General features: G+C 50.7%; 23 protein-coding genes. 10 read left to right on the forward strand and 13 right to left on the reverse strand.

Annotated elements, in window-relative coordinates; genetic code table 11:
- Positions 1-21: 21 nt before the first annotated feature.
- The 4 genes from folD to P771_RS0102520 form a co-directional block, all read right to left on the reverse strand.
- Positions 22-873 (reverse strand): bifunctional methylenetetrahydrofolate dehydrogenase/methenyltetrahydrofolate cyclohydrolase FolD, encoded by an 852-nt coding sequence (folD, locus tag P771_RS0102505; RefSeq protein WP_028573888.1) that lies wholly within the window; start codon positions 871-873, stop codon positions 22-24.
- A gap of 2 nt (positions 874-875) precedes the next feature.
- Positions 876-2,171: a phosphopyruvate hydratase gene (eno, locus tag P771_RS0102510; protein ID WP_028573889.1), complete on the reverse strand. Its 1,296-nt coding sequence runs from the start codon at positions 2,169-2,171 to the stop codon at positions 876-878.
- Between the two features lie 15 nt (positions 2,172-2,186).
- The gene (locus P771_RS0102515; protein WP_028573890.1) at positions 2,187-2,990 is read right to left on the reverse strand and encodes a type III pantothenate kinase; all 804 of its coding nucleotides are present in this window, start codon (positions 2,988-2,990) and stop codon (positions 2,187-2,189) included.
- 130 nt (positions 2,991-3,120) lie between these two features.
- Entirely contained in the window at positions 3,121-4,257 is a 1,137-nt protein-coding gene (locus P771_RS0102520; RefSeq protein WP_084301607.1) for a (Fe-S)-binding protein, read from the reverse strand.
- A gap of 211 nt (positions 4,258-4,468) precedes the next feature.
- On the opposite strand from P771_RS0102520, the gene panC reads away from it, so the two are divergent.
- From panC to P771_RS0102545, 5 genes are all read left to right on the forward strand, one after another.
- Positions 4,469-5,311: a pantoate--beta-alanine ligase gene (gene panC / locus P771_RS0102525; protein ID WP_028573892.1), complete on the forward strand. Its 843-nt coding sequence runs from the start codon at positions 4,469-4,471 to the stop codon at positions 5,309-5,311.
- Between the two features lie 111 nt (positions 5,312-5,422).
- On the forward strand, positions 5,423-5,764 hold the full coding sequence (gene panD / locus P771_RS0102530) for an aspartate 1-decarboxylase (RefSeq protein ID WP_422614943.1): 342 nt from the start codon (positions 5,423-5,425) through the stop codon (positions 5,762-5,764).
- Positions 5,757-6,419, forward strand: a complete 663-nt coding sequence (locus P771_RS0102535; RefSeq protein ID WP_028573894.1) for a DUF502 domain-containing protein — start codon at positions 5,757-5,759, stop codon at positions 6,417-6,419. Before panD ends, P771_RS0102535 begins: the two co-directional genes overlap by 8 nt.
- Positions 6,419-7,588 carry a methionine adenosyltransferase gene (metK, locus tag P771_RS0102540; RefSeq protein ID WP_028573895.1) on the forward strand — a complete coding sequence of 390 codons (1,170 nt, stop codon included), beginning with the start codon at positions 6,419-6,421 and terminating at the stop codon, positions 7,586-7,588. Before P771_RS0102535 ends, metK begins: the two co-directional genes overlap by 1 nt.
- A 61-nt stretch (positions 7,589-7,649) precedes the next feature.
- Positions 7,650-8,456 carry a MotA/TolQ/ExbB proton channel family protein gene (locus tag P771_RS0102545; protein WP_028573896.1) on the forward strand — a complete coding sequence of 269 codons (807 nt, stop codon included), beginning with the start codon at positions 7,650-7,652 and terminating at the stop codon, positions 8,454-8,456.
- On the opposite strand, the gene P771_RS16215 is transcribed toward P771_RS0102545, so the two are convergent.
- From P771_RS16215 to P771_RS0102585, 8 genes are all read right to left on the reverse strand, one after another.
- Complete coding sequence (locus tag P771_RS16215; protein ID WP_051617060.1) at positions 8,449-8,805, reverse strand: 4Fe-4S binding protein; 357 nt, start codon at positions 8,803-8,805, stop codon at positions 8,449-8,451. The genes P771_RS0102545 and P771_RS16215 overlap by 8 nt on opposite strands.
- 12 nt (positions 8,806-8,817) lie before the next feature.
- The gene (locus tag P771_RS0102555; RefSeq protein ID WP_028573897.1) at positions 8,818-9,894 is read right to left on the reverse strand and encodes a hydrogenase large subunit; all 1,077 of its coding nucleotides are present in this window, start codon (positions 9,892-9,894) and stop codon (positions 8,818-8,820) included.
- Positions 9,895-10,281 carry an NADH-quinone oxidoreductase subunit C gene (locus P771_RS0102560; RefSeq protein WP_028573898.1) on the reverse strand — a complete coding sequence of 129 codons (387 nt, stop codon included), beginning with the start codon at positions 10,279-10,281 and terminating at the stop codon, positions 9,895-9,897.
- Positions 10,278-10,733 (reverse strand): NADH-quinone oxidoreductase subunit B family protein, encoded by a 456-nt coding sequence (locus tag P771_RS0102565; protein WP_028573899.1) that lies wholly within the window; start codon positions 10,731-10,733, stop codon positions 10,278-10,280. The genes P771_RS0102560 and P771_RS0102565 overlap by 4 nt, the downstream gene beginning before the upstream one ends.
- Positions 10,734-10,778: 45 nt before the next feature.
- Entirely contained in the window at positions 10,779-11,627 is an 849-nt protein-coding gene (locus P771_RS0102570) for a respiratory chain complex I subunit 1 family protein (protein WP_028573900.1), read from the reverse strand.
- A gap of 5 nt (positions 11,628-11,632) precedes the next feature.
- Positions 11,633-13,534: an NADH-quinone oxidoreductase subunit 5 family protein gene (locus P771_RS0102575; RefSeq protein ID WP_035243810.1), complete on the reverse strand. Its 1,902-nt coding sequence runs from the start codon at positions 13,532-13,534 to the stop codon at positions 11,633-11,635.
- Between the two features lie 134 nt (positions 13,535-13,668).
- Entirely contained in the window at positions 13,669-15,690 is a 2,022-nt protein-coding gene (locus tag P771_RS0102580; protein WP_028573902.1) for a methyl-accepting chemotaxis protein, read from the reverse strand.
- A 17-nt stretch (positions 15,691-15,707) separates the two neighbouring features.
- Positions 15,708-16,172 carry a cytochrome c family protein gene (locus tag P771_RS0102585; RefSeq protein ID WP_028573903.1) on the reverse strand — a complete coding sequence of 155 codons (465 nt, stop codon included), beginning with the start codon at positions 16,170-16,172 and terminating at the stop codon, positions 15,708-15,710.
- A 389-nt stretch (positions 16,173-16,561) separates the two neighbouring features.
- Here P771_RS0102585 and P771_RS0102590 point away from each other — a divergent pair, with 389 nt between their 5' ends.
- The 3 genes from P771_RS0102590 to P771_RS0102600 all read left to right on the forward strand — a co-directional run bounded on the left by P771_RS0102590 (position 16,562) and on the right by P771_RS0102600 (position 17,930).
- A complete protein-coding gene (locus P771_RS0102590) occupies positions 16,562-16,975 on the forward strand; it encodes an Hsp20/alpha crystallin family protein (RefSeq protein ID WP_028573904.1) in 414 nt (137 codons plus the stop codon).
- Positions 16,976-16,989: 14 nt separating this feature from the next.
- A complete protein-coding gene (locus tag P771_RS0102595; protein ID WP_028573905.1) occupies positions 16,990-17,355 on the forward strand; it encodes an Hsp20/alpha crystallin family protein in 366 nt (121 codons plus the stop codon).
- A 158-nt stretch (positions 17,356-17,513) separates the two neighbouring features.
- Positions 17,514-17,930 (forward strand): Hsp20/alpha crystallin family protein, encoded by a 417-nt coding sequence (locus tag P771_RS0102600; protein WP_161635935.1) that lies wholly within the window; start codon positions 17,514-17,516, stop codon positions 17,928-17,930.
- 141 nt (positions 17,931-18,071) lie between these two features.
- Here P771_RS0102600 and P771_RS0102605 read toward each other — a convergent pair whose 3' ends face one another.
- Positions 18,072-18,434, reverse strand: a complete 363-nt coding sequence (locus tag P771_RS0102605; protein WP_028573907.1) for a hypothetical protein — start codon at positions 18,432-18,434, stop codon at positions 18,072-18,074.
- Between the two features lie 149 nt (positions 18,435-18,583).
- On the opposite strand from P771_RS0102605, the gene P771_RS0102610 reads away from it, so the two are divergent.
- Together P771_RS0102610 and mazG are read left to right on the forward strand one after the other, a co-directional pair.
- On the forward strand, positions 18,584-19,150 hold the full coding sequence (locus P771_RS0102610) for a CvpA family protein (protein ID WP_028573908.1): 567 nt from the start codon (positions 18,584-18,586) through the stop codon (positions 19,148-19,150).
- Positions 19,147-19,920 (forward strand): nucleoside triphosphate pyrophosphohydrolase, encoded by a 774-nt coding sequence (gene mazG / locus P771_RS0102615; RefSeq protein ID WP_028573909.1) that lies wholly within the window; start codon positions 19,147-19,149, stop codon positions 19,918-19,920. Before P771_RS0102610 ends, mazG begins: the two co-directional genes overlap by 4 nt.
- The last annotated feature ends 10 nt before the right edge of the window (positions 19,921-19,930 follow it).

Below are 19,930 nucleotides of genomic sequence, written 5' to 3' on the forward strand. Positions count from 1 at the left end.
GGCCTGACAGATCCCATGGAATTATGTCTGGCTGGTCCTTTTTTTCCAGGAATCAACCGTATTGCTCAGAAGCTGGGCAATGGTCATGGGCCCTACGCCTCCCGGCACCGGAGTCATGGCCAAGGCTTTTTCCCGGATTCCTTCAAAATCACAGTCACCCACCAGCCCGTCCTCGGTCCTGTTAATTCCCACATCAACCACAACCGCTCCAGGTTTGACCATGTCCGCGGTGACGAAGCCGGGTCTGCCTACAGCTGCAAAGACAAAGTCAGCCTGTAGAACGTGTCCCTTGAGATCCGAAGTCCTTGAGTGGCAGACAGTGACCGTGGCGTTGGAGCCAAGGAGCATTAGGGCCAGGGGTTTGCCCACGATGTTACTGCGGCCGATGATGACGCAGTCCTTTCCTGTCACGCTCAGGTCATAGGCCTGCAGGAGGGTCATTATCCCGGCCGGAGTACAGGACCGGAATCCGGGCAGGCCCAGGGTGAGCCTGCCTACGTTTTCCGGATGAAAACCGTCCACGTCCTTTTCCGGAAGGATAAGTTCAAGACATTTTTGGGAGTCCAGATGTCCCGGCAGGGGCAGTTGAAGGAGAATTCCGTCCACATCAGGGTCTAGATTGAGCTTTTGGATCAGGTCTTCCAGGTCAGACTGGGAAGTATCGGAATCCAGCCTGTAGCCGAAGGAACTGATGCCCACCTCATGACAGTTTTTTTCCTTGTTGCGCACATAAACTGCTGAAGCCGGATCCTGACCCACCAGGATTACAGCCAGTCCCGGTTTTCGGCCGACCTCTCCAAGCTGACCGGCGATCTCCTTTTTGAGCTTGTTCCGCAGATTGGCTGCTGCCGCTTTGCCGTCCAGAATCAGCATCATTACTCCTCTTCCTCTCCGAACCACTGCAGGGCCACAGCCGGTCCAAAGTAGATGGCCTGATCGTCGAGCTCTTCTTCGATGCGCAAAAGCTGGTTGTATTTGGCCAGACGGTCGCTTCGGCACAGGGAGCCGGTCTTGATCTGGCCGGCATTGACCCCGACAGCCAGGTCGGCAATGAATGAGTCTTCAGTCTCTCCTGAACGGTGGGAAATGACTGTGGAATAGGCGGCTGACTTGGCCATTTCAATGGTGTCCAGGGTTTCAGTCAGGGTGCCGATCTGATTGAGCTTGATGAGAATGGAATTGGCCACCCCGGTGGTGATGCCTTCTGCCAGGATCCCCGGGTTGGTTACAAAGATATCATCGCCCACAATCTGAAGGCTGTCTTCAGTCAGGGAAGTGAATTTGCGCCAGCCTTCCCAGTCGTTTTCTGCCAGACCGTCTTCAATGGAGAGGATAGGGAATCTTTCAGCCAGATCCTGATAATAAGCTATGAGCTCGTCAACGCTCAGGACCAGCTTTTCACCCTTGAAATGGTATTTTCCGTCCCGGTAGAATTCCGAGGCTGCAGAGTCAATGGCCAGGGCGATCTCCGGTCCGGGCTGGTATCCAGCTTCTTCTATGGCCTTGATGATGTATTCCAAAGCCTGACTGTGACTCTTGAGGTTAGGGGCAAAACCACCTTCATCGCCAACAGCTGTGGACAGCCCATCTTTGACCAGAATGGCCTTAAGGGTGTGAAAGGTTTCAGCTCCCATGCGCAGAGCATCAGCAAAGGTGGCTGCGCCCAAAGGCATGATCATGAATTCCTGGATGTCCAGGTTGTTGGGGGCATGGGCTCCACCGTTGATGATATTCATCTGGGGAACCGGAAGCACTTTGGCGTTGACCCCGCCGATGTACTGGTAAAGGGGCAGGCCGGTGTACTTGGAGGCAGCCCGGGCCACGGCCATGGAGACTCCCAGCATGGCATTGGCTCCCAGCTTGGATTTATTGTCGGTTCCGTCCAGGTCGATCATGAATTCGTCTATGTCAACCTGACGCAGAGCATCCATGCCGATGACCTCATGAGCGATGTCCTCCACTACATTTTTGATGGCCCTGCTCACTCCCTTGCCTCCATAGGCTTCCTCCCCGTCGCGAAGTTCCAGGGCTTCCCTGGAACCGGTGGATGCACCCGATGGAACTGACGCCCGTCCGGTCAAGCCGGACTCCAGAATAACTTCCACCTCAATGGTGGGATTCCCCCTTGAATCCAGTATCTGCCGGGCCATGATATCGGAAATTATGCTCATTGTTCACTCCTGCTGTTAAAGAGTTGTCTGTTCTTTGGTTATCAGATTGTTGTCAATGGACAAAAATTTCAGCCCTTCCAGGAGCAGGTCGGGCTGGACCCTGGTCATGGAAGGACATAGCCCGGCCAGGCCTGAAGCTGCTCCACCCGTGCCCACTACCTGGACCTGGGGAGGGAGTTTCTGTTTGAGTCTTTTAACCAGGCCTTCCACCAGGTCTGCAAAACCGAACAGGGTCCCCTGGCTTAGGCTCTGGACGGTGCTCTGTCCAATCTCCAGTTCATGATGAGCAAAGTCCAGGGAGAACTGGGGCAGCTTGGCTGTCTGGGTGCTCAGGGCCTTGATGGACGAATTCAGTCCGGGGCAGATCAATCCTCCCAAATAGTCATGATCTACAATGCAGTCAAAAGTGGTGGCCGTACCAAAGTCAATGACGATGATGCTTTTCTGCTGGCAGAGGCGTCTGGCGGCAAAGGCCGTGACCAGCCGGTCAGCCCCGACTTCCATGGGACGGAGGTATTTATTGTTTATTGGTAGATCAAGGTCACCTGGAACAAAGTAGCAGGGGCAGCCGCAAAACCTTTTGGCGGCATTGGAAATGGGCCTGTCCAGCAGGGGGACCACTGAGGAGGCAACCCAGGCCTTTATACTTCCGGGAAGAACGTTTTCCAGACGGAAATAATCATAGACCTTGAGGCCCAGAGAGTCGGATGTCTCCCGGATGTCTGTTGGCAGTTTGAGTACGGACGTCAATCCGCTTTCCCGGGCGAGACTCAGTTTGATATTTGTGTTGCCGATGTCCAGCAGAAGGATCCATGACATGGAGTTACCAAAATATCAGTCGGTTAGATTTTCTGACAGTGTTCATGCTGTGAGTAAGGATTTTAAGAATATAGCCTTGATGGGCATTAGTCAAATTATATTCCAGGAAGCGGGCTGTCTGGAGTATAACTCAGGGCGTAAAAACAATTGCCTCCAGCCAGTGGGCTGCCTGGAAACTGTCCGGGCTTGTGGCTTCAAGCTGGATGATGCAGCCGCTGCAGTCGGTCAGAACCAGGTTGTTCCGGCTGGATGGCATGTTTTGCCAGAATATATCTGCTATGCGTCTGCTCAGCTGGGGGTGCTGAACTGCAAAAGATCCGCCCATGCCGCAGCAGTTCCTGTCCATCATGGTAAGGTCAAGGTTCACAGAGGAAAGGGCATTGTCCAGGGCTGCTCTGCTTTGTCCTGATCCGTGACATGGCTCATGCCAGAAAATAGTTCTGCTTTCTTCTGGGTTGGACCGGGAGATATTCAGCCCGGAAAAGTCCGGAATCAGGGGAAAGAGCTTCTGCCTGAATCCGGTCTGGGCATTGAGACTGGAATTACTGAAAAAGGGGTTTTTTAATCCATCCAGGCAGGTGGCGCAGAGAACAAAAATATCAGGTTTGCCCAGCTTGACCCAGATCTGGAGATTTTTTTCCCTCTCCCTTTTTTCCTGCTCAAAAAGTCCTGCCGAACCCAGGGGGTATCCGCAGCATTTCCAGTCTGGAGTTTTGATGGTCTCAAAACCCAGGGCATCAAGAAGGTGAATTGCTTTTTCATGAAGCCCGGGCCGTAAATGCAGGGCCACGCACCCCGGAAACAACACGGCCCGGCGGGAAGTATGGCTGATGCGGCCTGAAATCTGCAGTACCGGTGGAATCAGATTCTTGTCCGCCAAGGCATTGTCAATAATAGGTGGTATTGAGGGGATAAATGCTCTGGTACCTTTGAGTACAGGCATGATTTTTGGTCCAGAGGTGATCATCCTGGACCATATCCAGGATTTCCAGTCCGGGTGAGCAGATTTTAGTCTGGCGATTTCCAGGGGCAGGTTTATTTTTTGAGGACAGACATCAAGACATTTTTTGCACCCTGCACAAAGTCCGGCCAGGTAGTCGACCCTTTTTCTTTCCAGAAAATATTTACCGCTGTTCTGAAGCAGAAATTTTTTGCCCCTTGGGCTCAGCTCCTCCCGTTGGGTTGCCCTGAATACCGGACAGACTTCCATACAGCGGCCGCACAGAGTGCATTCTATGGGAGGGTGGTATTGATTATATTCCAACATAAAATCGTGACCAAAAAAGGCTTTTGCAGACGATTTTCAAACAAGGGCCTTGTTATGGACAATCAATAAGTATTGTTTTAATAATTTAAGGTTCCCGGAATGTGCGGTAAAACCGGTCCGGGTGTTTTTGCTGCAAAATTTTCGGTTCCGGAAAAGAACCTGTCGTTATAAAGGACCGAACACTGTTTAAGTATAAAATGTTTTTAAGGCAATGGATATAATCACAGATCCGGCAGAAATGCAGGAAACAGGTCTTGAAGCCCGCCGCCAGGGGCATGAAATCGCCCTGGTTCCGACCATGGGCTTTTTTCACCAGGGTCATTTAAGCCTCATGAGCTGGGCCAGACAGAATGCCGGGAAGGTTATTGTCTCCCTTTTTGTCAATCCTGCTCAGTTCGGTCCAGGAGAAGATCTTGACAGATACCCCAGGAACCTGGAGGGAGATGCAGAGTTGGCTGCCTCCCAGGGGGTTGATTATCTTTTTGTGCCTAGAGCAGAGGACCTTTATCCTCGGGATTTTGACACTTGGATAACTGTTCCGGGGCTTTCATCCGAACTGTGCGGTAAATCCAGGCCAGGCCATTTCAAGGGCGTGACCACCATCGTGGGTAAGCTTTTTAACCTGACTGTTCCAGATGTAGCGGTTTTTGGGGAGAAAGACCGCCAGCAGCTGCTGGTCATCCAGAGAATGGTCAGGGATCTGAATATGCCGGTCCGGATTGTTGGAAGGCCGACCTTCAGGGAACCAGACGGCCTGGCCATGAGTTCCAGAAATGCCTACCTGGATCCGGATCAGAGAAAAAGCGCCTCCCATATTTATAAAGGGCTTGAAAAAGCCAGGCAGGATATCCGGACAGGCCTTGTCTCGGGCAAAATACTTGAAGAGCGGCTGAGAAAGTATTACCGGGAAAATATTCCGGGCTGCAACATAGAGTATATTTCCATTGTGGACCCATCCACTCTTAAACCCTCTGCCGGAGCGCAAAAAGGAATGTTTTTGGCTGTAGCCCTCAGGCTGGGTCGAGCCAGACTGATTGACAATATTGAACTTTAACTGGATAAGATCTGGGCTGAGCGGTACATTGTGTCATCGGGTAGTTATGACTTGAAAGTCGCACAACCTAAAAGAAATCCTAAAAGATCCGAAATGAAGATAAGGACATTTTTGCAGGCGAAGATTCATCGGGCCACCTTGACCGGGGCTGACCTGGAATACGAAGGAAGCATATCGGTCTGTCCGGACCTGCTTGAGGCTTCCGGCATAATGGTCAACGAGCAGGTGGACGTATATAATCTGGATAATGGCGAACGTCTGACAACCTATGCCATACTGGGCCGAAAAGGTGAGATCCGGCTGAACGGGGCTGCTGCCCATAAGGGCAGAGCAGGTCAAAAGGTGATTATTGCCGCTTATGTTGGGCTGGGACCCGAGCAGGTGAAATCGCACAAGCCTGTGGTGGTTCTGGTGGACGATCAGAACAGACCCGGGAAAATCAAGCATGGATGACAAGCATGAAAAATTGACCCTGCTTGGCCGGTTCAGGAAGTTTCTCAAGGTCAACCTTATTGCCGGCCTGTTGTTTCTGACTCCAATAGCAGCCACTTTTTTCCTGTTAAGGCTGACCATTGGCTGGCTTGATCAGATTCTGCTGATCATACCCTCCAAGTTCAGGCCTGAAAATTTTCTGCCTTTCCCAGTCCCTGGTCTGGGACTGATCATACTCTTCTTTGTTCTGCTGTTTTCCGGAGTGTTTGTCCGTAACTACCTGGGCCATAAACTGGTTTCCCTGTGGGAGCGGATTATTGACTACATACCCATTGTCAACAAGATATACACTGCTGTTAAACAGCTCATAGACACCATAGCCAAGGGTACAGCCAGGGATTTCAAACGGGTCGTACTCATCGAATATCCCAAGGAGAACATCTTTGCCATGGCCTATGTAACAGGGATAGCCATGGGTGAGCTCCAGGAAAAGACCAAAAGAAAAATGATCAATGTATATGTGCCTACCACGCCTAATCCTACCTCGGGTTTCTATCTTATGGTCCCTGAAGATGAAACCATACCTCTGGATATGACTGTGGAGGAATCCTTTAAACTGCTTATGTCCGGGGGGATAATCACTCCGGAGAATAAAAGAACCAAGGGAGGAAGTTAATGATCGCATCCAACAGCCGTTATCTTTTTACGTCCGAATCAGTGACAGAAGGGCATCCGGACAAGGTGGCGGATCAGATTTCAGATTCCGTACTGGACACCATAATATCCCAGGACCCCAATGCCAGGGTGGCGTGTGAGACCCTGGTCACCACTGGACTGGCTTTTATTGCCGGAGAAATCAGCACTGAAGCCTATGCTGATTTTCCAAGCATTGTCCGGGAGACAGTCAGGGAGATAGGATACAACAGCTCGGACATGGGTTTTGACTATGAGACCTGCGCAGTGATTTCTTCAGTGGACAAGCAATCCCCTGACATCGCCGTAGGAGTGGATCGCAAAAGCCCTGAAGAGCAGGGTGCCGGAGACCAGGGCATGATGTTCGGTTTTGCAGTCAATGAAACCAAGACCCTGATGCCGGCCCCCATATATTACGCCCACAAACTTTCCAGACGCCTGGCCTACGTGCGCAAGGACAACATCCTTGATTTCCTTCGACCCGACGGCAAGACCGAGGTCAGTGTTGAGTATATTAACGGCAGGCCGAACCGGATCCACGATGTGGTGGTGGCCTGCCAGCACAATGAGAACATTTCCTATGAGGATCTGGTGGAAGCGGTCAAGGAGGAGGTTATCTTCAAGGTACTGCCCCAGGACATGGTGGACAAGGCCATGCGCATCTTCATCAATACCACTGGGAGATTTGTTGAGGGCGGACCCAAGGCGGACTGCGGATTGACCGGACGAAAGATCATCCAGGACACTTACGGCGGCATGGGGAATCACGGCGGCGGTGCCTTTTCCGGCAAAGACCCGTCCAAGGTTGACCGTTCCGGAGCCTATATGGCCCGGTACATCGCCAAGAACATCGTGGCTGCAGAGCTGGCCGAACGGTGCGAGGTCCAGGTGGCCTACGCCATAGGCGTTGCAGAGCCGGTATCAGTCCTGGTCACCTCCTGGGGGACCGGAAAGGTTCCTGATGAGACCCTGACCCAGGCGGTTAAGGAAGTCTTTGACTTAAGGCCTTATCATATTATCAAGAAGCTCAATCTGCTCAGACCCATTTATAAAAAATCATCCTGCTACGGTCATTTCGGACGGGAAGATGTTGATTTTTCCTGGGAGAAGACTGATGCTGTGGATGATCTGCTGACAGCGTGCAAAGTATAGTTGACCTATTGCCGGCCATGCCCTGGATGCGGGGCATGGCCGGATTCCAGCGGGAATAACCATGGCCCAGAACCTTTCGGATAAAGTAAAGAGTTTTTTTCTGGCCAAATCATCCAGGAATGGCCGATCCCTTTCCGGAGATTTTGACTTGCTGGAAATGCCGGTGGAAGCGGTTCTTGCCTACTGGCTGTCAGTCAAAAGGGTTCTGGAGGCCAAAGGTCAGTCATTTATTGCAGCTGAAAGGGAGAAAACCAGCGAGCCTTTTGTAAGTCACCTGCTGGGTCTTTTGCAGTCTTCCTTAAGTCCTGAGGATATCCAGCGTTTCGGGGCCATAAAAAAGCAGGCCATTTTAAGAGACCTGCAGCGCAAGTTCATCCTCATGTCCATATCCATCCTGGGTATGGCCACCAACGAGAACCCCCAAAAGGTCCTCATCCGGATTATCTCCAAGTTTCCTATTTCCCCAATATATGAAAAACAGGTCTTTGAGGCTGCATCAGAGGTTCTGAAAAAAATGGAAGACGGGGATCTGAACCGGGAAAAGTTCCTGAACATTGATCACAGGATGAAAATCGAGTCCCTGATCCTCAACCTGGTCATCTATAATATGCTGGCCAGACGCATGGGAAGAAGGGAGATTGGAGATTTTATCGGGCATATCCGTTCATTTTATTTTGCCGAAGGCCTCTCCCTGATAGTTGACGGGTTTGAATATGATTTCATCAAGCACAGGCTCAATCTGCAGAAAAAGGAAATCCTTGAACTCACCGAATCCAAGATGGACATGTCCCTGCACATTTGTTCAGGCATCAAATCCGGCCTTAGCTATGACGACCTGCAGCTGGTCGGGGCATCCTACCTCATGTAGCTTTACTTTTTAACTTTTTTTCCACTTTGCTTTTCTGAGTGAACTTCCTGGGAACAGGATAGTGCTGCGTTTTTTCCTGAGTCAAACAACTGGTCGGGCAGAACTGGACACAGGTGCCGCAATATACGCAGGCCAAAGGGTCCAGCTCCCAGAAGCCCTCCTTCTTGCTGACAGTTATGCAGCCTACAGGGCATTTTCTGGCACATATGGAACACAGGATGCATTCCTGAGGATCAATGCTGATCTTCCCCCTGGCCTTGTCAAAAGGATTGCGCCTGGTCTTGGGATATGGTCTGGTGGCCTTTTTGCGGGTAAAGTTCTTGAGTATTACCGGAGTAAAATTAAACATGACACACCTGATCTATCTTTCAGTACAGCTTATACACGGATCAATGGACATAAGGATAACCGGGGCTGATGCCAGTTCCTGGCCGGGGAGCATTTTGAGCAGGGCCGGGGTGTTGGCAAAGGTTGGGGTTCTTATTCTGAGCCTGTCCAGGTTTTTGGTTCCATTGGCCAGAATATAATGGACCAGCTCCCCTCTGGGCTGTTCTGTCCTGCTGACTGCTTCGCCCTGGGGATTCCCTTTGATTTTTACAGCGATCTCAGTGTCAGGAAGTTTGGAAATGGCCTGCCGGACCAGATCCATGGCCTGCAGGACTTCCCTGAATCTGACCCTGGTTCTGGCCAGGCAGTCGCCCTCGGTTTCTACTACCGGCTCGAATTCGAGCTCACCATATGCTGCATATCCGGTCATTCTTGTGTCCTGGGCAATATTGCTGGCTCTGAGCATGGGGCCTACACAACCCAGTTCATAAGCCTCCTTCTGGGTCAGCACAGCAATGCCTTTGGTCCGCTTGAGCACAGTATAATCGTTGAAAAACACCTTTTGCAGCTCTAAGAAATCCTTTTCCACCCCTTTTAGAGTGGTAAGGATCTGTCTGCACTGATCCTGATCAAGGTCGTATCTGGTGCCGCCGATTATATTTACCGAGATAATGACCCGGTTCCCGGCAGTGGCTTCCTGGAGGTCCATTATTTTTTCCCGGATCCTCCAGCACTGCATGAACAGGCTTTCAAAACCAAAGGCATCGGCAAACAGACCCAGCCAGAGTAAATGGCTGTGCATCCGGTGCAGTTCAGACCAGATCACCCGCAGAAATTTGGCTCTGGGCGGAATTTCGGCCTGATAAAGATCTTCCAGGGCCTGGACATAGGTCAGGGCCTGGATACAGCTGCATATTCCACAGACCCTTTCCACCACCTGGACCATCTGTCTGAAATCTTTTTTGGTAACCAGGGTTTCCAGCCCGCGGTGCACATAGCCGAAACCAGGGAGAACCTCAGTTATGATTTCGTCCTCAATGGTCAGCTTCAGGTGAATGGGTTCAGGCAGGACCGGATGCTGCGGTCCAAAGGGGATAATTGTTCTGGCCATCTATTCTTCCTCCGGCAGGGCTGTTTTATCCTTGACTGTTATTTTGCCGTAAGGAAGGTTCCTGGTCTCCTCCTCCAGGAACATATGCCCCTGGTAGTTCACAGCCAGGTCATCAAAGGCGATGTTGTAAAAATCCTGGATTTCATTTTCTGCAAGAAATGCGGCCAGAAAAATGTCGGTGATGCTTTTGAATTTTTCCTCCCTGGGGCCTCTGATCCTCAGCCCTCGGAGTTCAAGCTCCCGGTCAAACAGGTAAATGAGCTCCAGTTCTTGTCCGAAGTCCAGGGCAGTGATGCCCACCAGCCTGAAGTCATTTTTTTTAAATTCCTGAACCTGTGCCCGGAGTTCTTCAGCTGGAATTGAAACAGTATACTCAAGTGTCATCATGGTCTGCCAATGGTTGAAAATTTCTTGACCGCCTCCAGGGCACCGTCGATTATGGATTCCGGTTTGGGCGGACAGCCTGGAACATATATATCCACTGGAATAACTTTGTCAGCACCACCCACGACATTGTAGCAGTCTTTGAATATTCCGCCGCTGCCTGCGCAGGAACCGATACTGACCACAACCTTGGGGTTGGGGATCTGGGCATAGATGTTTTTCAGGACATGCTTGTTGCGGTGGTTGACGGTACCAGTGACCAGCAGAATGTCCGCATGTTTGGGATTGCCTGCGTTGATGATTCCGAATCTCTCCAGGTCATAGACAGGAGTAAGACAGGCCCAGGTTTCAATGTCGCATCCATTGCAGCTGCCGCAGTCCAAATGGATCATCCATGGGGATTTCTCCCTGGATTTCTGGAGGATACGGGTTGTCAGATTCTGGAAAAAACTCATTAGTTCCACCCCACGGCGGATATGCTGAAAAAATCTCAGCTGGTGTTAAAAGGTCAGTATGATAATGTAATTGATCAGGATCAGACCCAGACCCATGGGCCAGACATAGGCAATCATCCATCTCCAGGTTGATCTGGCAGCCAGGTTGTCAATAATGATTTCAGCCAGATAGGTAATGGTCAGAAAAAGGGCAATGGCCAGGAACCCGGTAGACCAGAACAGGGCAAACACCCCCAGGATGAGAATGACTTCAAACCAGTGGGCGATTTCGACCATGGCCAGCTGCGGACCGGAGAAATCAGTCAAGGACCCTTTTACGATTTCCTGGTGCCCATGGTGGGACGCGGAAATGTCAAAGGGAGACTTGCGCAGCTTGATGGTCAGGGCGAAACCCAGGGCCACATAGACCAGGGGAAGGCTGAAGAGAAGCGGCTCTTCCCAGGCGAGGATGCCGGAGATATTAAAAGTCCCGGTGACCAGAAAAAAGCCGACAAAACTCAAAAGAAGCAGGGGCTCGTAGGTTAATACCTGGATAAGCTCGCGCTGGGCTCCGACCTGGGAGTAAGGCGAAGGAACAGACATGGCGGCCATGATAAAAGAGACAGCTCCAATGGTCAAAATAAAGAAGATCAGCAGCAGGTCAGTCTGGAGAAAAAACAGAAAAACAGCAGCCATGGAAGACAATAAGTACACGGTCACGCAGATCAGCTGTCTGGGGTTGACGGTCCGGTTTTCATTGCCCAGAAGTTTTATGATGTCGAAAAATGGCTGCCAGACAGGCGGCCCTGTCCGGCCTTGAAACCAGGCGGTCAGTTTGCGGTCGATGCCGCTGATAATGGCCCCGGCTGCAGGGGCCAGGATGGTTGCGGCAAGGGCGAAGAAAAAGCTGGACATACTGATCATAATGACCCAACCACCAGTAAAATGATGAATCCCAGGGCAGTCAAGGTTGCCACCAGGGATATCCGTTCTTCGGGCAGATGGTTCTTAAAGTAATAGTTTTTTGAGCTGAAGGGAATAAATTTGCCCAGAGGGTCCACAAACCCTGGTTCTTTATCCTCGCAGGAGAGTCCTGCGTAATAAGGTCCTGTAAAGACAGGTTTATGTCTCAGGGAGTATTTGTAAACCAGCCCCAGCACAACCAGGCCGATGACCAGAAATGCCGGATAAACCATAAAGGCCCCGGCGTGTCCGGTCAGGCTGTCAATGCCGGGTGCCCCAAACAGAGGCAGGATCAGCGGGGTAACTAGAAAGCTGTAAACCGGGATAATGGCAAAACTGAGGACTAGGGTCAGTATGGCCAGGCCGGATAGAGGACCAGAAATGAAAAGAGACAGGGCTGGTTTTGGGCTGCCTGCAGAGCATTCTTGAGAGTTGAGCAGCAGTCCTGCCCATCTGGTCCAGTAGACAACACTCAATGCGCTCCCCAGGGCCAGCATCAGCACAATGATTGGGAGTTCAGCTGCGGCGTGTACAGCCATCCACTTGCTGACCAGAGCTCCAAATGGAGGAAGGAACATGGAAACCATGCCCAGGACCATGAGTATGCCTAGCCCTGGATACTTGCCCATAAGTCCCCACATGTCCTCAATACTTTTACTTTTAATCATCTGTTCAATATGCCCCACGCCCATGAACAGCAGACCTTTGGCCAGGGCGTGAAACAGGATCAGAAGCATTGCTGCGCCATAGGCCTGGGGTGTCCCGATGCCGGCGCAGGCAATGATGAGTCCCAAGCTGCCGATGGTGGAATAGGCCAGTATTTTTTTGGCGTTATTCTGAGTCAGGGCCAGGACAGAAGTACTGATGAAGGTCAGAGCTCCGATTATTGACAGATAAAGTGCCAGGGACGTCCCTGCATAAGCTGGCGTCAGTTTTAAAATGAGAAATACTCCAGCATTGACCATGGTTGAAGAGTGCAGGAGGGCTGAAACAGGAGCCGGAGCCACCATGGCACCGGTCAGCCAGGAGTGAAAGGGAAGCTGGGCTGATTTGGTGAAGGCTGCCAGGCACAACAGGGCCACAGGAAGCATAAGAATATCCATGGAGCCCAGCCCGGTCAGCCCGGTTATCTCCAGAGGCAGGCCACGGATAAAGAGCAGGTAGATGGCCCAGATAAAAAATACCCCGCCCAGAAGATTCATCCACAACGCTTTGATGGCACTTGCAAGGGCCTGGGCAGAACCATCATGAGCTATGAGCACGAAAGAGCAAAGGGTGGTTAACTCCCAGAAGAAAAACATCCATAAAAGATTGTTGCTGAGGATCAAGCCGTTCATGGCCCCTAAAAACAGGATCAGGAAGAAAAAAAAGCCTGCCTGGCTCAAAGAGGAGGTTTTATAGGTTCTGGAGTGGACCTTCATGTATTCGGTGGCATAGATTGCAATGAGAGAGCCCACCACGCAGACGATGATGATCATCATCAGGCCGAGTTGGTCGGCAGCCAGGGAAGCTTGAATGGGCAGTCCATTCTGGGCAGTGGTTTTGATGAGGACCAGGGGCAGGATCTGCAGAAACACCAGGATCGCAACCAGCCTGTTTCTTTGCTTCAAACCGATGCAAAGGATGATTCCCAGGAGAATGAAGTCGGCCCAGGTCAGGATATGGTGCCAGTCTAAAGGGGCGGATGAAGGTTCAAAGGCAAAGGGTCCTGAGGCCAGCATCAGCAGGGACGCTGTTCCCAGGGCTGCTGCTGTGCCTGCAATGACAGCCCTGCGAAATGTATCGTTGCTGATCAGCACTGCCGGGGCGATGAAAAAAGGCAAAAGGATTACCAGAGCCGCCAAAGAATGAATATTCATTAATTCTAGAATGGTGATGGGATTAATAAAAAAGTTTGGACCCGGGTTACTGGTCCTCCGGGTCCAAACTTAACTCTACTGTCATCAAGGTTAAAAAGTCCAGCTTAAATTAGGGATCTGCCTGGACCTGGGGATTACGCCCTTCTCATTTCCTCAATAATATTCTTGAGTTCTCCTGCCAGGGCGGCCAGATCTGAAATGGCCTTGGCCGACTGGTTCATTGCCTCACTGGTTTCAGAAGAGATTCTGCTGATATCTTCCACGCTTTTGTTGATTTCTTCGCTGGCTGAAGACTGCTCTTCTGCTGCAGAGGCAATGGAGTTTATCTGGCTTGAAGAAGACTCCACAAGCCTGACGATTTCGCTCAGCTGCTTGCCTGATTCATTGGACTGTTTGGTGGCTCCCTTGACCGAGTCCACGGTCTGGTCCACGCTGGTGACGTTTCGTTGTACCTCTTCCTGAATGCCCTTGATATACCTGCCTACTTCATTGGTGGCGTTCATGGTCTTTTCAGCCAGTTTTCTGACTTCATCAGCCACAACTGCAAATCCACGCCCTGCTTCGCCGGCCCTGGCAGCCTCAATGGCTGCGTTGAGAGCCAGGAGATTAGTCTGGTCGGCAATGTCTTCAATCACGTTCATTATCTTGCCGATTCCTTCGGCCTGATCTCCCAGGGCAGTGATCTGTTTTTTCAGGCCCAGGGCGTTTCTCTGGACATCAGCAATGGCCTTTACAGCATCGCGGACGGTCTGGGCTCCGGACTGGGCCGTCATCCTGACCTGATCCGAGGCATCAGCAGCCTGGGATGCGTTTTTGGCCACTTCCAGGACTGTTGCGTTCATCTGTTCCATGGAGGATGCGGTTGAAGCAGCCATGTCTCTTTGCTCCTCAGCTCCGCGACTGGCCTGTTCCACCTGGGCCGCCAGTTCTTCTGATGCCGAAGAAACCTGCTCAGCAACCGAGTCCGCTCTCTGGGCCGATGCTTCGATCATCTTGTTTTTGGCTTCTATCTGGCTCTGCTGGTCTTTGATATCGGTCAGGTCGGTATACAGGACAAAGGCTCCGATGAGCTGTTCATCGAGATCATAAAGGGGCGCACAGTCCACCCGGATGAAGATTTTTTTGCCGGCTTTGTTGACCAGTTCGATTTCCTGATTGAGGACCGCCTTTTTTGTGGAGAGGACCTTGTCAGTAATTGTTTCCCGGTCATCTCCGTAAACCAGTCTGGACGGGGATTTACCAATGAATTGCTGTCCATCGTCATGGCCCAGAAGATCCAGAGTGGCATTGTTGATAAATGAAATTTTTCCCTTGGTATCGCAGACAAAGCAGGGGGTGGTCATACTCCCCAGGATGCCCTTGGAAAACCCAAGCTCCTTTTTGAGGTTGCCCACCATGATTCCCAGGTGTTCGGACAGGCTGCCCAGTTCGTCCTGCTTGGTGAGGTGGAAATCAGCAGAAAAGTCTCCATTGGCCACTTTTTGAGTAGCCTGGTCGATCTTAACCACTGGGGAGATTATTTCCCTGCGCATGAACAGGTACACGCTGACTACCAGGATAATTATTCCGGCCAGGATCATAAGACTGGTATAAAGGGAATTCTCGCGCATTCTGGTCAGGGTGTCTGTAACATCCTGGATTACGACCATCTTGCCCAGGATGGGCTGGCTTGACCCGTGACAATGGTAACAGGCCGGTTCATTGGGCACTGAGCTGATGCTGACAAAGGCGTCTCTGTTTCCCAGCCTGAAAAAGCCGCTTTCCCGGATATCGTTTTGCAGAGCCCTGGCTCCGATCTGGCGGATTTCCCCGTGTTCCACTGAAGTGTCAAAGTCCTTTCTGACTGTATTTAGTTCAGTGCTGTAGGTGATATTTCCCCGAAAATCAGTCAGATAAGCTCTGGTAGTATCGTATCTGTCTGAAAGAGCAGCGAATTCGTCCCTGGTGCCCTGGTCGTCGCCGATAACCATGGGCCGTTCAATGGTGGATTTTAAAAGTTCTGTGAATCTTTCCACTTCCTGGGCAACCTGATCCTGCATCAGATTCTTCTGCCACAGAACCATGACAAAGATTATGACAGAGAAGATGCCCAGAGAAATAAGGGCGATACTGATACCGATCTTGTATCCGATATTGGCAGTGATTTTGTTCAACATGGTTTCAGACCTCCTTCCTAATGGGCGCCGCTATAGATCAGTGGCCTGAAACCGAAAGCTTCATTGCGTTCTTCCGTGTGACAGGTAAGACAGTCCTCAATTATGGGGAGCCGTTCAATAACATCGGGCATTCCGCCGGTTTCCACGTGCTCCCTGCCTGGTCCGTGACATGTTTCACAGCCCACATCAGAAAGCTCCGGGGTTGATTCATAGGATACAAACCCCCCCTGGTTATATCCTGTAGTATGGCAGCCATAACATTCTCTGAGTTCCTCATCGGTCAGTTTAGGCCGCATAACAGAAATGCTTTCCCAGGACTTGGCCTTTTTGGAGTAGTTCATGAAGTTTTCATACTCATAAAAGTGACAGCGGCCGCAGGCCTCAGATCCTACATAATTGCCGGTAGCCCAGGCCTGGTAGGTCATCAAGGCAGCCAGGCACAGAATCGTTAAGACCGGGAAAGCAATAAACCTGTTCAACATCAGCTCACCTCTCCTGTTTTTCAATTCAAGGACCTGGAAAGCCCAACCCCCTTGGGTATCCATGATTAATCGGCCTGTTATCCCCAGAGGGACTGGAGGTCACACTACAATTATGTAGCAGAGTTTTATGTGAAGCCCTTCACATAGTCTATGGGTTTTGTCAATGGACTGCAGCTCTAAGACTGGCTGAAGTCCATAGGTTCAATAAGATATTTCGGCTGCTTGAGCAGAAAACTTAGGCTTGAGATCTGGGAAGTTTAAGTGGCTGGATCGAGCTGATCAGCACAAGACCGACTGCGGCAAAATCCGGGCAGGTAAAGGACCCTGTCTTGACAGTCGGCATTTTTAACTTATCTATTTTTCAAAAAATAGAGACGGAGGTGATAGCCATGGTAATTGATTTCAGCAGTTTTTATAACTTGCCGAGGCAGCTGGACAGGTTTTTTGACGAAGCCTGGAGGCCGTCCATGATCAGCCAGAGGAGAAATGCGTATCCCCCTGTGAATATTAGCGAGGACAAGGCGGCCATTTATGTCTATTCCGAGATACCCGGAGTGGATATCAAGGATGTGGAGATAACCTTAAGTGACGGCAGTCTGGTCATCAAGGGAAACAGGAAGCACGGAACAGGCAGTTACTACCGACAGGAGCGGCCCACCGGACTTTTTCAGAGAGTTGTCAACCTGAATGTACCTATTGCTGCGGACAAGGTTGAAGCCAGAATGAAGAACGGAGTCCTTGAAGTGGTAATCCCCAAGGCTGATGAAGCCATACCAAAGAAAATCAGCATTAAGGCTGAGTAAGAGGAGGTGGTGTTATGACCGGTGAAATCAAAAAAAACACCAGCACCCTGCCCAGGTTTTCGCCCGGGACCGATATTATTGAAAAGGAAGACGGATTTCATATCTACATTGATATGCCCGGGGTGGCCAGGGAGGATCTGGTCATTGATCTTAATGAAAACGACCTGGAAATCAGGGCTAAGGCCATTTATCCCAGAAAAGAAGGGGTGAGCAACATTCATTTGGAGTTCGGAGATTGTGAATATGCGCGGAGCTTCACCATTTCAGATGTGGTGGATCGGGAGAACATCAAGGCTGGCCTGAAAGACGGGGTACTGGAGATGTTTCTGCCCAAGGCGGAAAAGGCCAAACCTAGAAAAATCGAGATCCAGGCCGGATAAGTTTTGATTTGGTCCAAGATGCTTTACAAAGCATCTGTAAACAGGCCGATGAAGCTGGCTGGTGCCTGAGCTTGAAAAGGCCAGGCCGGGTTACAGAACATACAGGGAGGTGAACCGTTATGCTGGAAAAATGGTTGCCTAAAAATCGAGGGAAGAATTTGCCTCAAACCGAAACACCAGAAAACGTTGCTGATTTTTTTGATGATTTGTGGAGCAGACCTTTCCGGGGTTTTGAGGAATTCTCCAGAGGATTCACTCCATCCGTGGAAGTCAGCGAGAAAAATGATGAGGTCACAGTCAGGGCGGAACTGCCCGGACTTGATCCCAAAGATATCGAGGTCAGTGTTGAAAACAACAACCTGGTCCTGCGGGGGGAGAAAAAGCGGGAACAAAAGGAAGAAAAGGAAAACTACGTGCACATGGAGTGTTCCTATGGCAGCTTTCACCGGGTGATCCCGCTTCGAGCCGAGGTTGACAGGGAAAAGGTTTCTGCTGGTTACAAAAATGGCGTGCTGACCATCAGGCTGCCTAAAACCGTAACAGGCAGATCCAGGAAGATCGCCATAGAAAGTTGAGAACCGGCATGGGCTGCTTATGCCAGCTTAATGTGAGGAACAACCTCTTGTTCCTGTTTCAAAAAAGTAACGGGGTATCCCATTTGGGATACCCCGTTACTTTTTTGACTTCTGGAGCTAACTGTCCAGCTGATAGGTCTGCTATTTCTTGAAAAGAGAGCCCAGGTCGGTGATCTTTCCACCTTCCTTTCCGGCCAGGTTGCCCAGATTCTTGAGGTCGCTGGCGCTGGATATGGTCAGATTGCTAGAAGCCTCCAGGTACTTGTTTTTCAGGTCCTCTGGGAGGTTTTTGAACACATAAAGAATATGCCGTTCTTCCACTTCACCGGTCAATTCATTATCGATGGGATAGCCAAAGGGCAGAAGAAGCATCTGTACTCCCCCCTGCTGGGTGGGGACCATCTGCAGCATGGCCAGGTCAGTAAGCTTTTTGTCCTGCTCCTGCCACTTGCCAAGGACCATATCTCCGGTGACCAGTTTTACCAGCCTGATATCATAAGCCATAATTACACTCCTTGTGAGTTTTGCTCGAGTTTGCATGAAGATTAAACCGTTGAACTTAATTACTGATTAATATACTGTCAAGAAAGGCGAGGCAGGCGCATTTCCGTGATCTGTATCAGCTCCTTTGCAGTCCAGGGAAAGGGAATAATATGAATGGTCTGGATATATTTTTTGTGGTGGTTCTGGGCTTTTTTCTGTTCAGAGGAATCTTCAGGGGGCTTATCCTGGAGGTTTCATCCATTGTCGGGCTGATTGCCGGTTTTCTGGCGGCCAACCGGTTTTATGCTGACCTGCAGCCGGTGGCCGGGAGAATCCTGCCCAATCCTGATTGGGCCCAGATTGCAGCCTACCTTGGAATTTTTTTGACCACCATGTTCATAGTTGGGGTTTTTTCCCTTTTTCTTAAAAACCTGTTGCGAATGATAATGCTGGGCTGGCTGGACCGGATAGGTGGCGGGGTCCTGGGCTTTATCAAGGCCGGACTCATCTGCAGCCTGACCCTGCTCGTTATGACGGTTTTCCTGCCCAAGGATGATGAACTGATTTCCACCTCAAAGGTGGCTCCATATGTCCACACCCTGAGCCAGAGCCTGGCGGATTATCTGCCCGGGGATCTCAAGGGGAAATTTCTGGAAAAGGCTGATACTGCGCGGCTGTTCTGGGAAGAGAGCTGGGAAGAACTCACAACGCCCCAAAAAGACAAGGAAGATTCATGAAGCATAAGAATAGCCTTGATGAGGTGCTGCAGGTCATCAGGACCCTGCTGGGTCCGGGAGGATGCCCCTGGGACAAGGAACAGACTCCGGACTCTCTGTGTGACTACCTGATTGAGGAAGCCTTTGAGCTGGTCAGTGCTGTCCGCTCCAAGGATCCAGCGGAAATTATGGAAGAGATGGGAGATGTTTTTTTTCTGCTTTTTTTCATGGCCCTGCTCCATGAAAAAGATTTTTCCCTGGAAGATGTCTGGGCCAAGGCTGCCAGTAAGATGATCACCAGACATCCCCACGTATTCAGGGATGAGCAGTTTGCAACCAGGGAAGACCTCATGCGGAACTGGGAAAAGGTCAAAAAAGAGGAAAAGACCGATAAAAATTCTTCAACTTTTGCATCCATCCCCAAGAACCTTCCACCGCTGCTCATGGCCTACCGGATCAACTCCAAAGCTGCCAGATCAGGATTCACCTGGAATAATGATTCCGAGGTGGAAGAGAAACTGGCTGAAGAGTGGGATGAATTTAAACAGGCCAGACAAAGCAGGGATAGAGGACAGGCTGAAAAGGAGTTCGGGGATTATCTCTTCACCCTGGTGGAATACGGCCGTAGAAAAGGGATTAAGGCCAACACCGCTCTGTCCATGGCCAACAGCAAATTTCTCAGGAGGGTCCAGGACATGGAGGATTTGGCCAGAAAAAAAGGCTTGGATCCTTCCGGTCTTAATATGGAGCAGATGAACAGTCTGTGGGATGAAGCCAAGGCTGCCGAATAGGTCAACTTTA

It is taken from the genome of Desulfonatronovibrio hydrogenovorans DSM 9292 (assembly GCF_000686525.1).
Taxonomy (GTDB): domain Bacteria; phylum Desulfobacterota; class Desulfovibrionia; order Desulfovibrionales; family Desulfonatronovibrionaceae; genus Desulfonatronovibrio; species Desulfonatronovibrio hydrogenovorans.

Coding starts and splice junctions, on each gene's coding strand:
- folD (WP_028573888.1), bottom strand. CDS start 873: ATGCTGATTCTGGACGGCAAAGCGGCAGCAGCCAATCTGCGGAACAAG.
- eno (WP_028573889.1), bottom strand. CDS start 2,171: ATGAGCATAATTTCCGATATCATGGCCCGGCAGATACTGGATTCAAGG.
- P771_RS0102515 (WP_028573890.1), bottom strand. CDS start 2,990: ATGTCATGGATCCTTCTGCTGGACATCGGCAACACAAATATCAAACTG.
- P771_RS0102520 (WP_084301607.1), bottom strand. CDS start 4,257: ATGTTGGAATATAATCAATACCACCCTCCCATAGAATGCACTCTGTGC.
- panC (WP_028573892.1), top strand. CDS start 4,469: ATGGATATAATCACAGATCCGGCAGAAATGCAGGAAACAGGTCTTGAA.
- P771_RS0102535 (WP_028573894.1), top strand. CDS start 5,757: ATGGATGACAAGCATGAAAAATTGACCCTGCTTGGCCGGTTCAGGAAG.
- metK (WP_028573895.1), top strand. CDS start 6,419: ATGATCGCATCCAACAGCCGTTATCTTTTTACGTCCGAATCAGTGACA.
- P771_RS0102545 (WP_028573896.1), top strand. CDS start 7,650: ATGGCCCAGAACCTTTCGGATAAAGTAAAGAGTTTTTTTCTGGCCAAA.
- P771_RS16215 (WP_051617060.1), bottom strand. CDS start 8,805: ATGTTTAATTTTACTCCGGTAATACTCAAGAACTTTACCCGCAAAAAG.
- P771_RS0102555 (WP_028573897.1), bottom strand. CDS start 9,894: ATGGCCAGAACAATTATCCCCTTTGGACCGCAGCATCCGGTCCTGCCT.
- P771_RS0102560 (WP_028573898.1), bottom strand. CDS start 10,281: ATGATGACACTTGAGTATACTGTTTCAATTCCAGCTGAAGAACTCCGG.
- P771_RS0102565 (WP_028573899.1), bottom strand. CDS start 10,733: ATGAGTTTTTTCCAGAATCTGACAACCCGTATCCTCCAGAAATCCAGG.
- P771_RS0102570 (WP_028573900.1), bottom strand. CDS start 11,627: ATGTCCAGCTTTTTCTTCGCCCTTGCCGCAACCATCCTGGCCCCTGCA.
- P771_RS0102575 (WP_035243810.1), bottom strand. CDS start 13,534: ATGAATATTCATTCTTTGGCGGCTCTGGTAATCCTTTTGCCTTTTTTC.
- P771_RS0102580 (WP_028573902.1), bottom strand. CDS start 15,690: ATGTTGAACAAAATCACTGCCAATATCGGATACAAGATCGGTATCAGT.
- P771_RS0102585 (WP_028573903.1), bottom strand. CDS start 16,172: ATGTTGAACAGGTTTATTGCTTTCCCGGTCTTAACGATTCTGTGCCTG.
- P771_RS0102590 (WP_028573904.1), top strand. CDS start 16,562: ATGGTAATTGATTTCAGCAGTTTTTATAACTTGCCGAGGCAGCTGGAC.
- P771_RS0102595 (WP_028573905.1), top strand. CDS start 16,990: ATGACCGGTGAAATCAAAAAAAACACCAGCACCCTGCCCAGGTTTTCG.
- P771_RS0102605 (WP_028573907.1), bottom strand. CDS start 18,434: ATGGCTTATGATATCAGGCTGGTAAAACTGGTCACCGGAGATATGGTC.
- P771_RS0102610 (WP_028573908.1), top strand. CDS start 18,584: ATGAATGGTCTGGATATATTTTTTGTGGTGGTTCTGGGCTTTTTTCTG.
- mazG (WP_028573909.1), top strand. CDS start 19,147: ATGAAGCATAAGAATAGCCTTGATGAGGTGCTGCAGGTCATCAGGACC.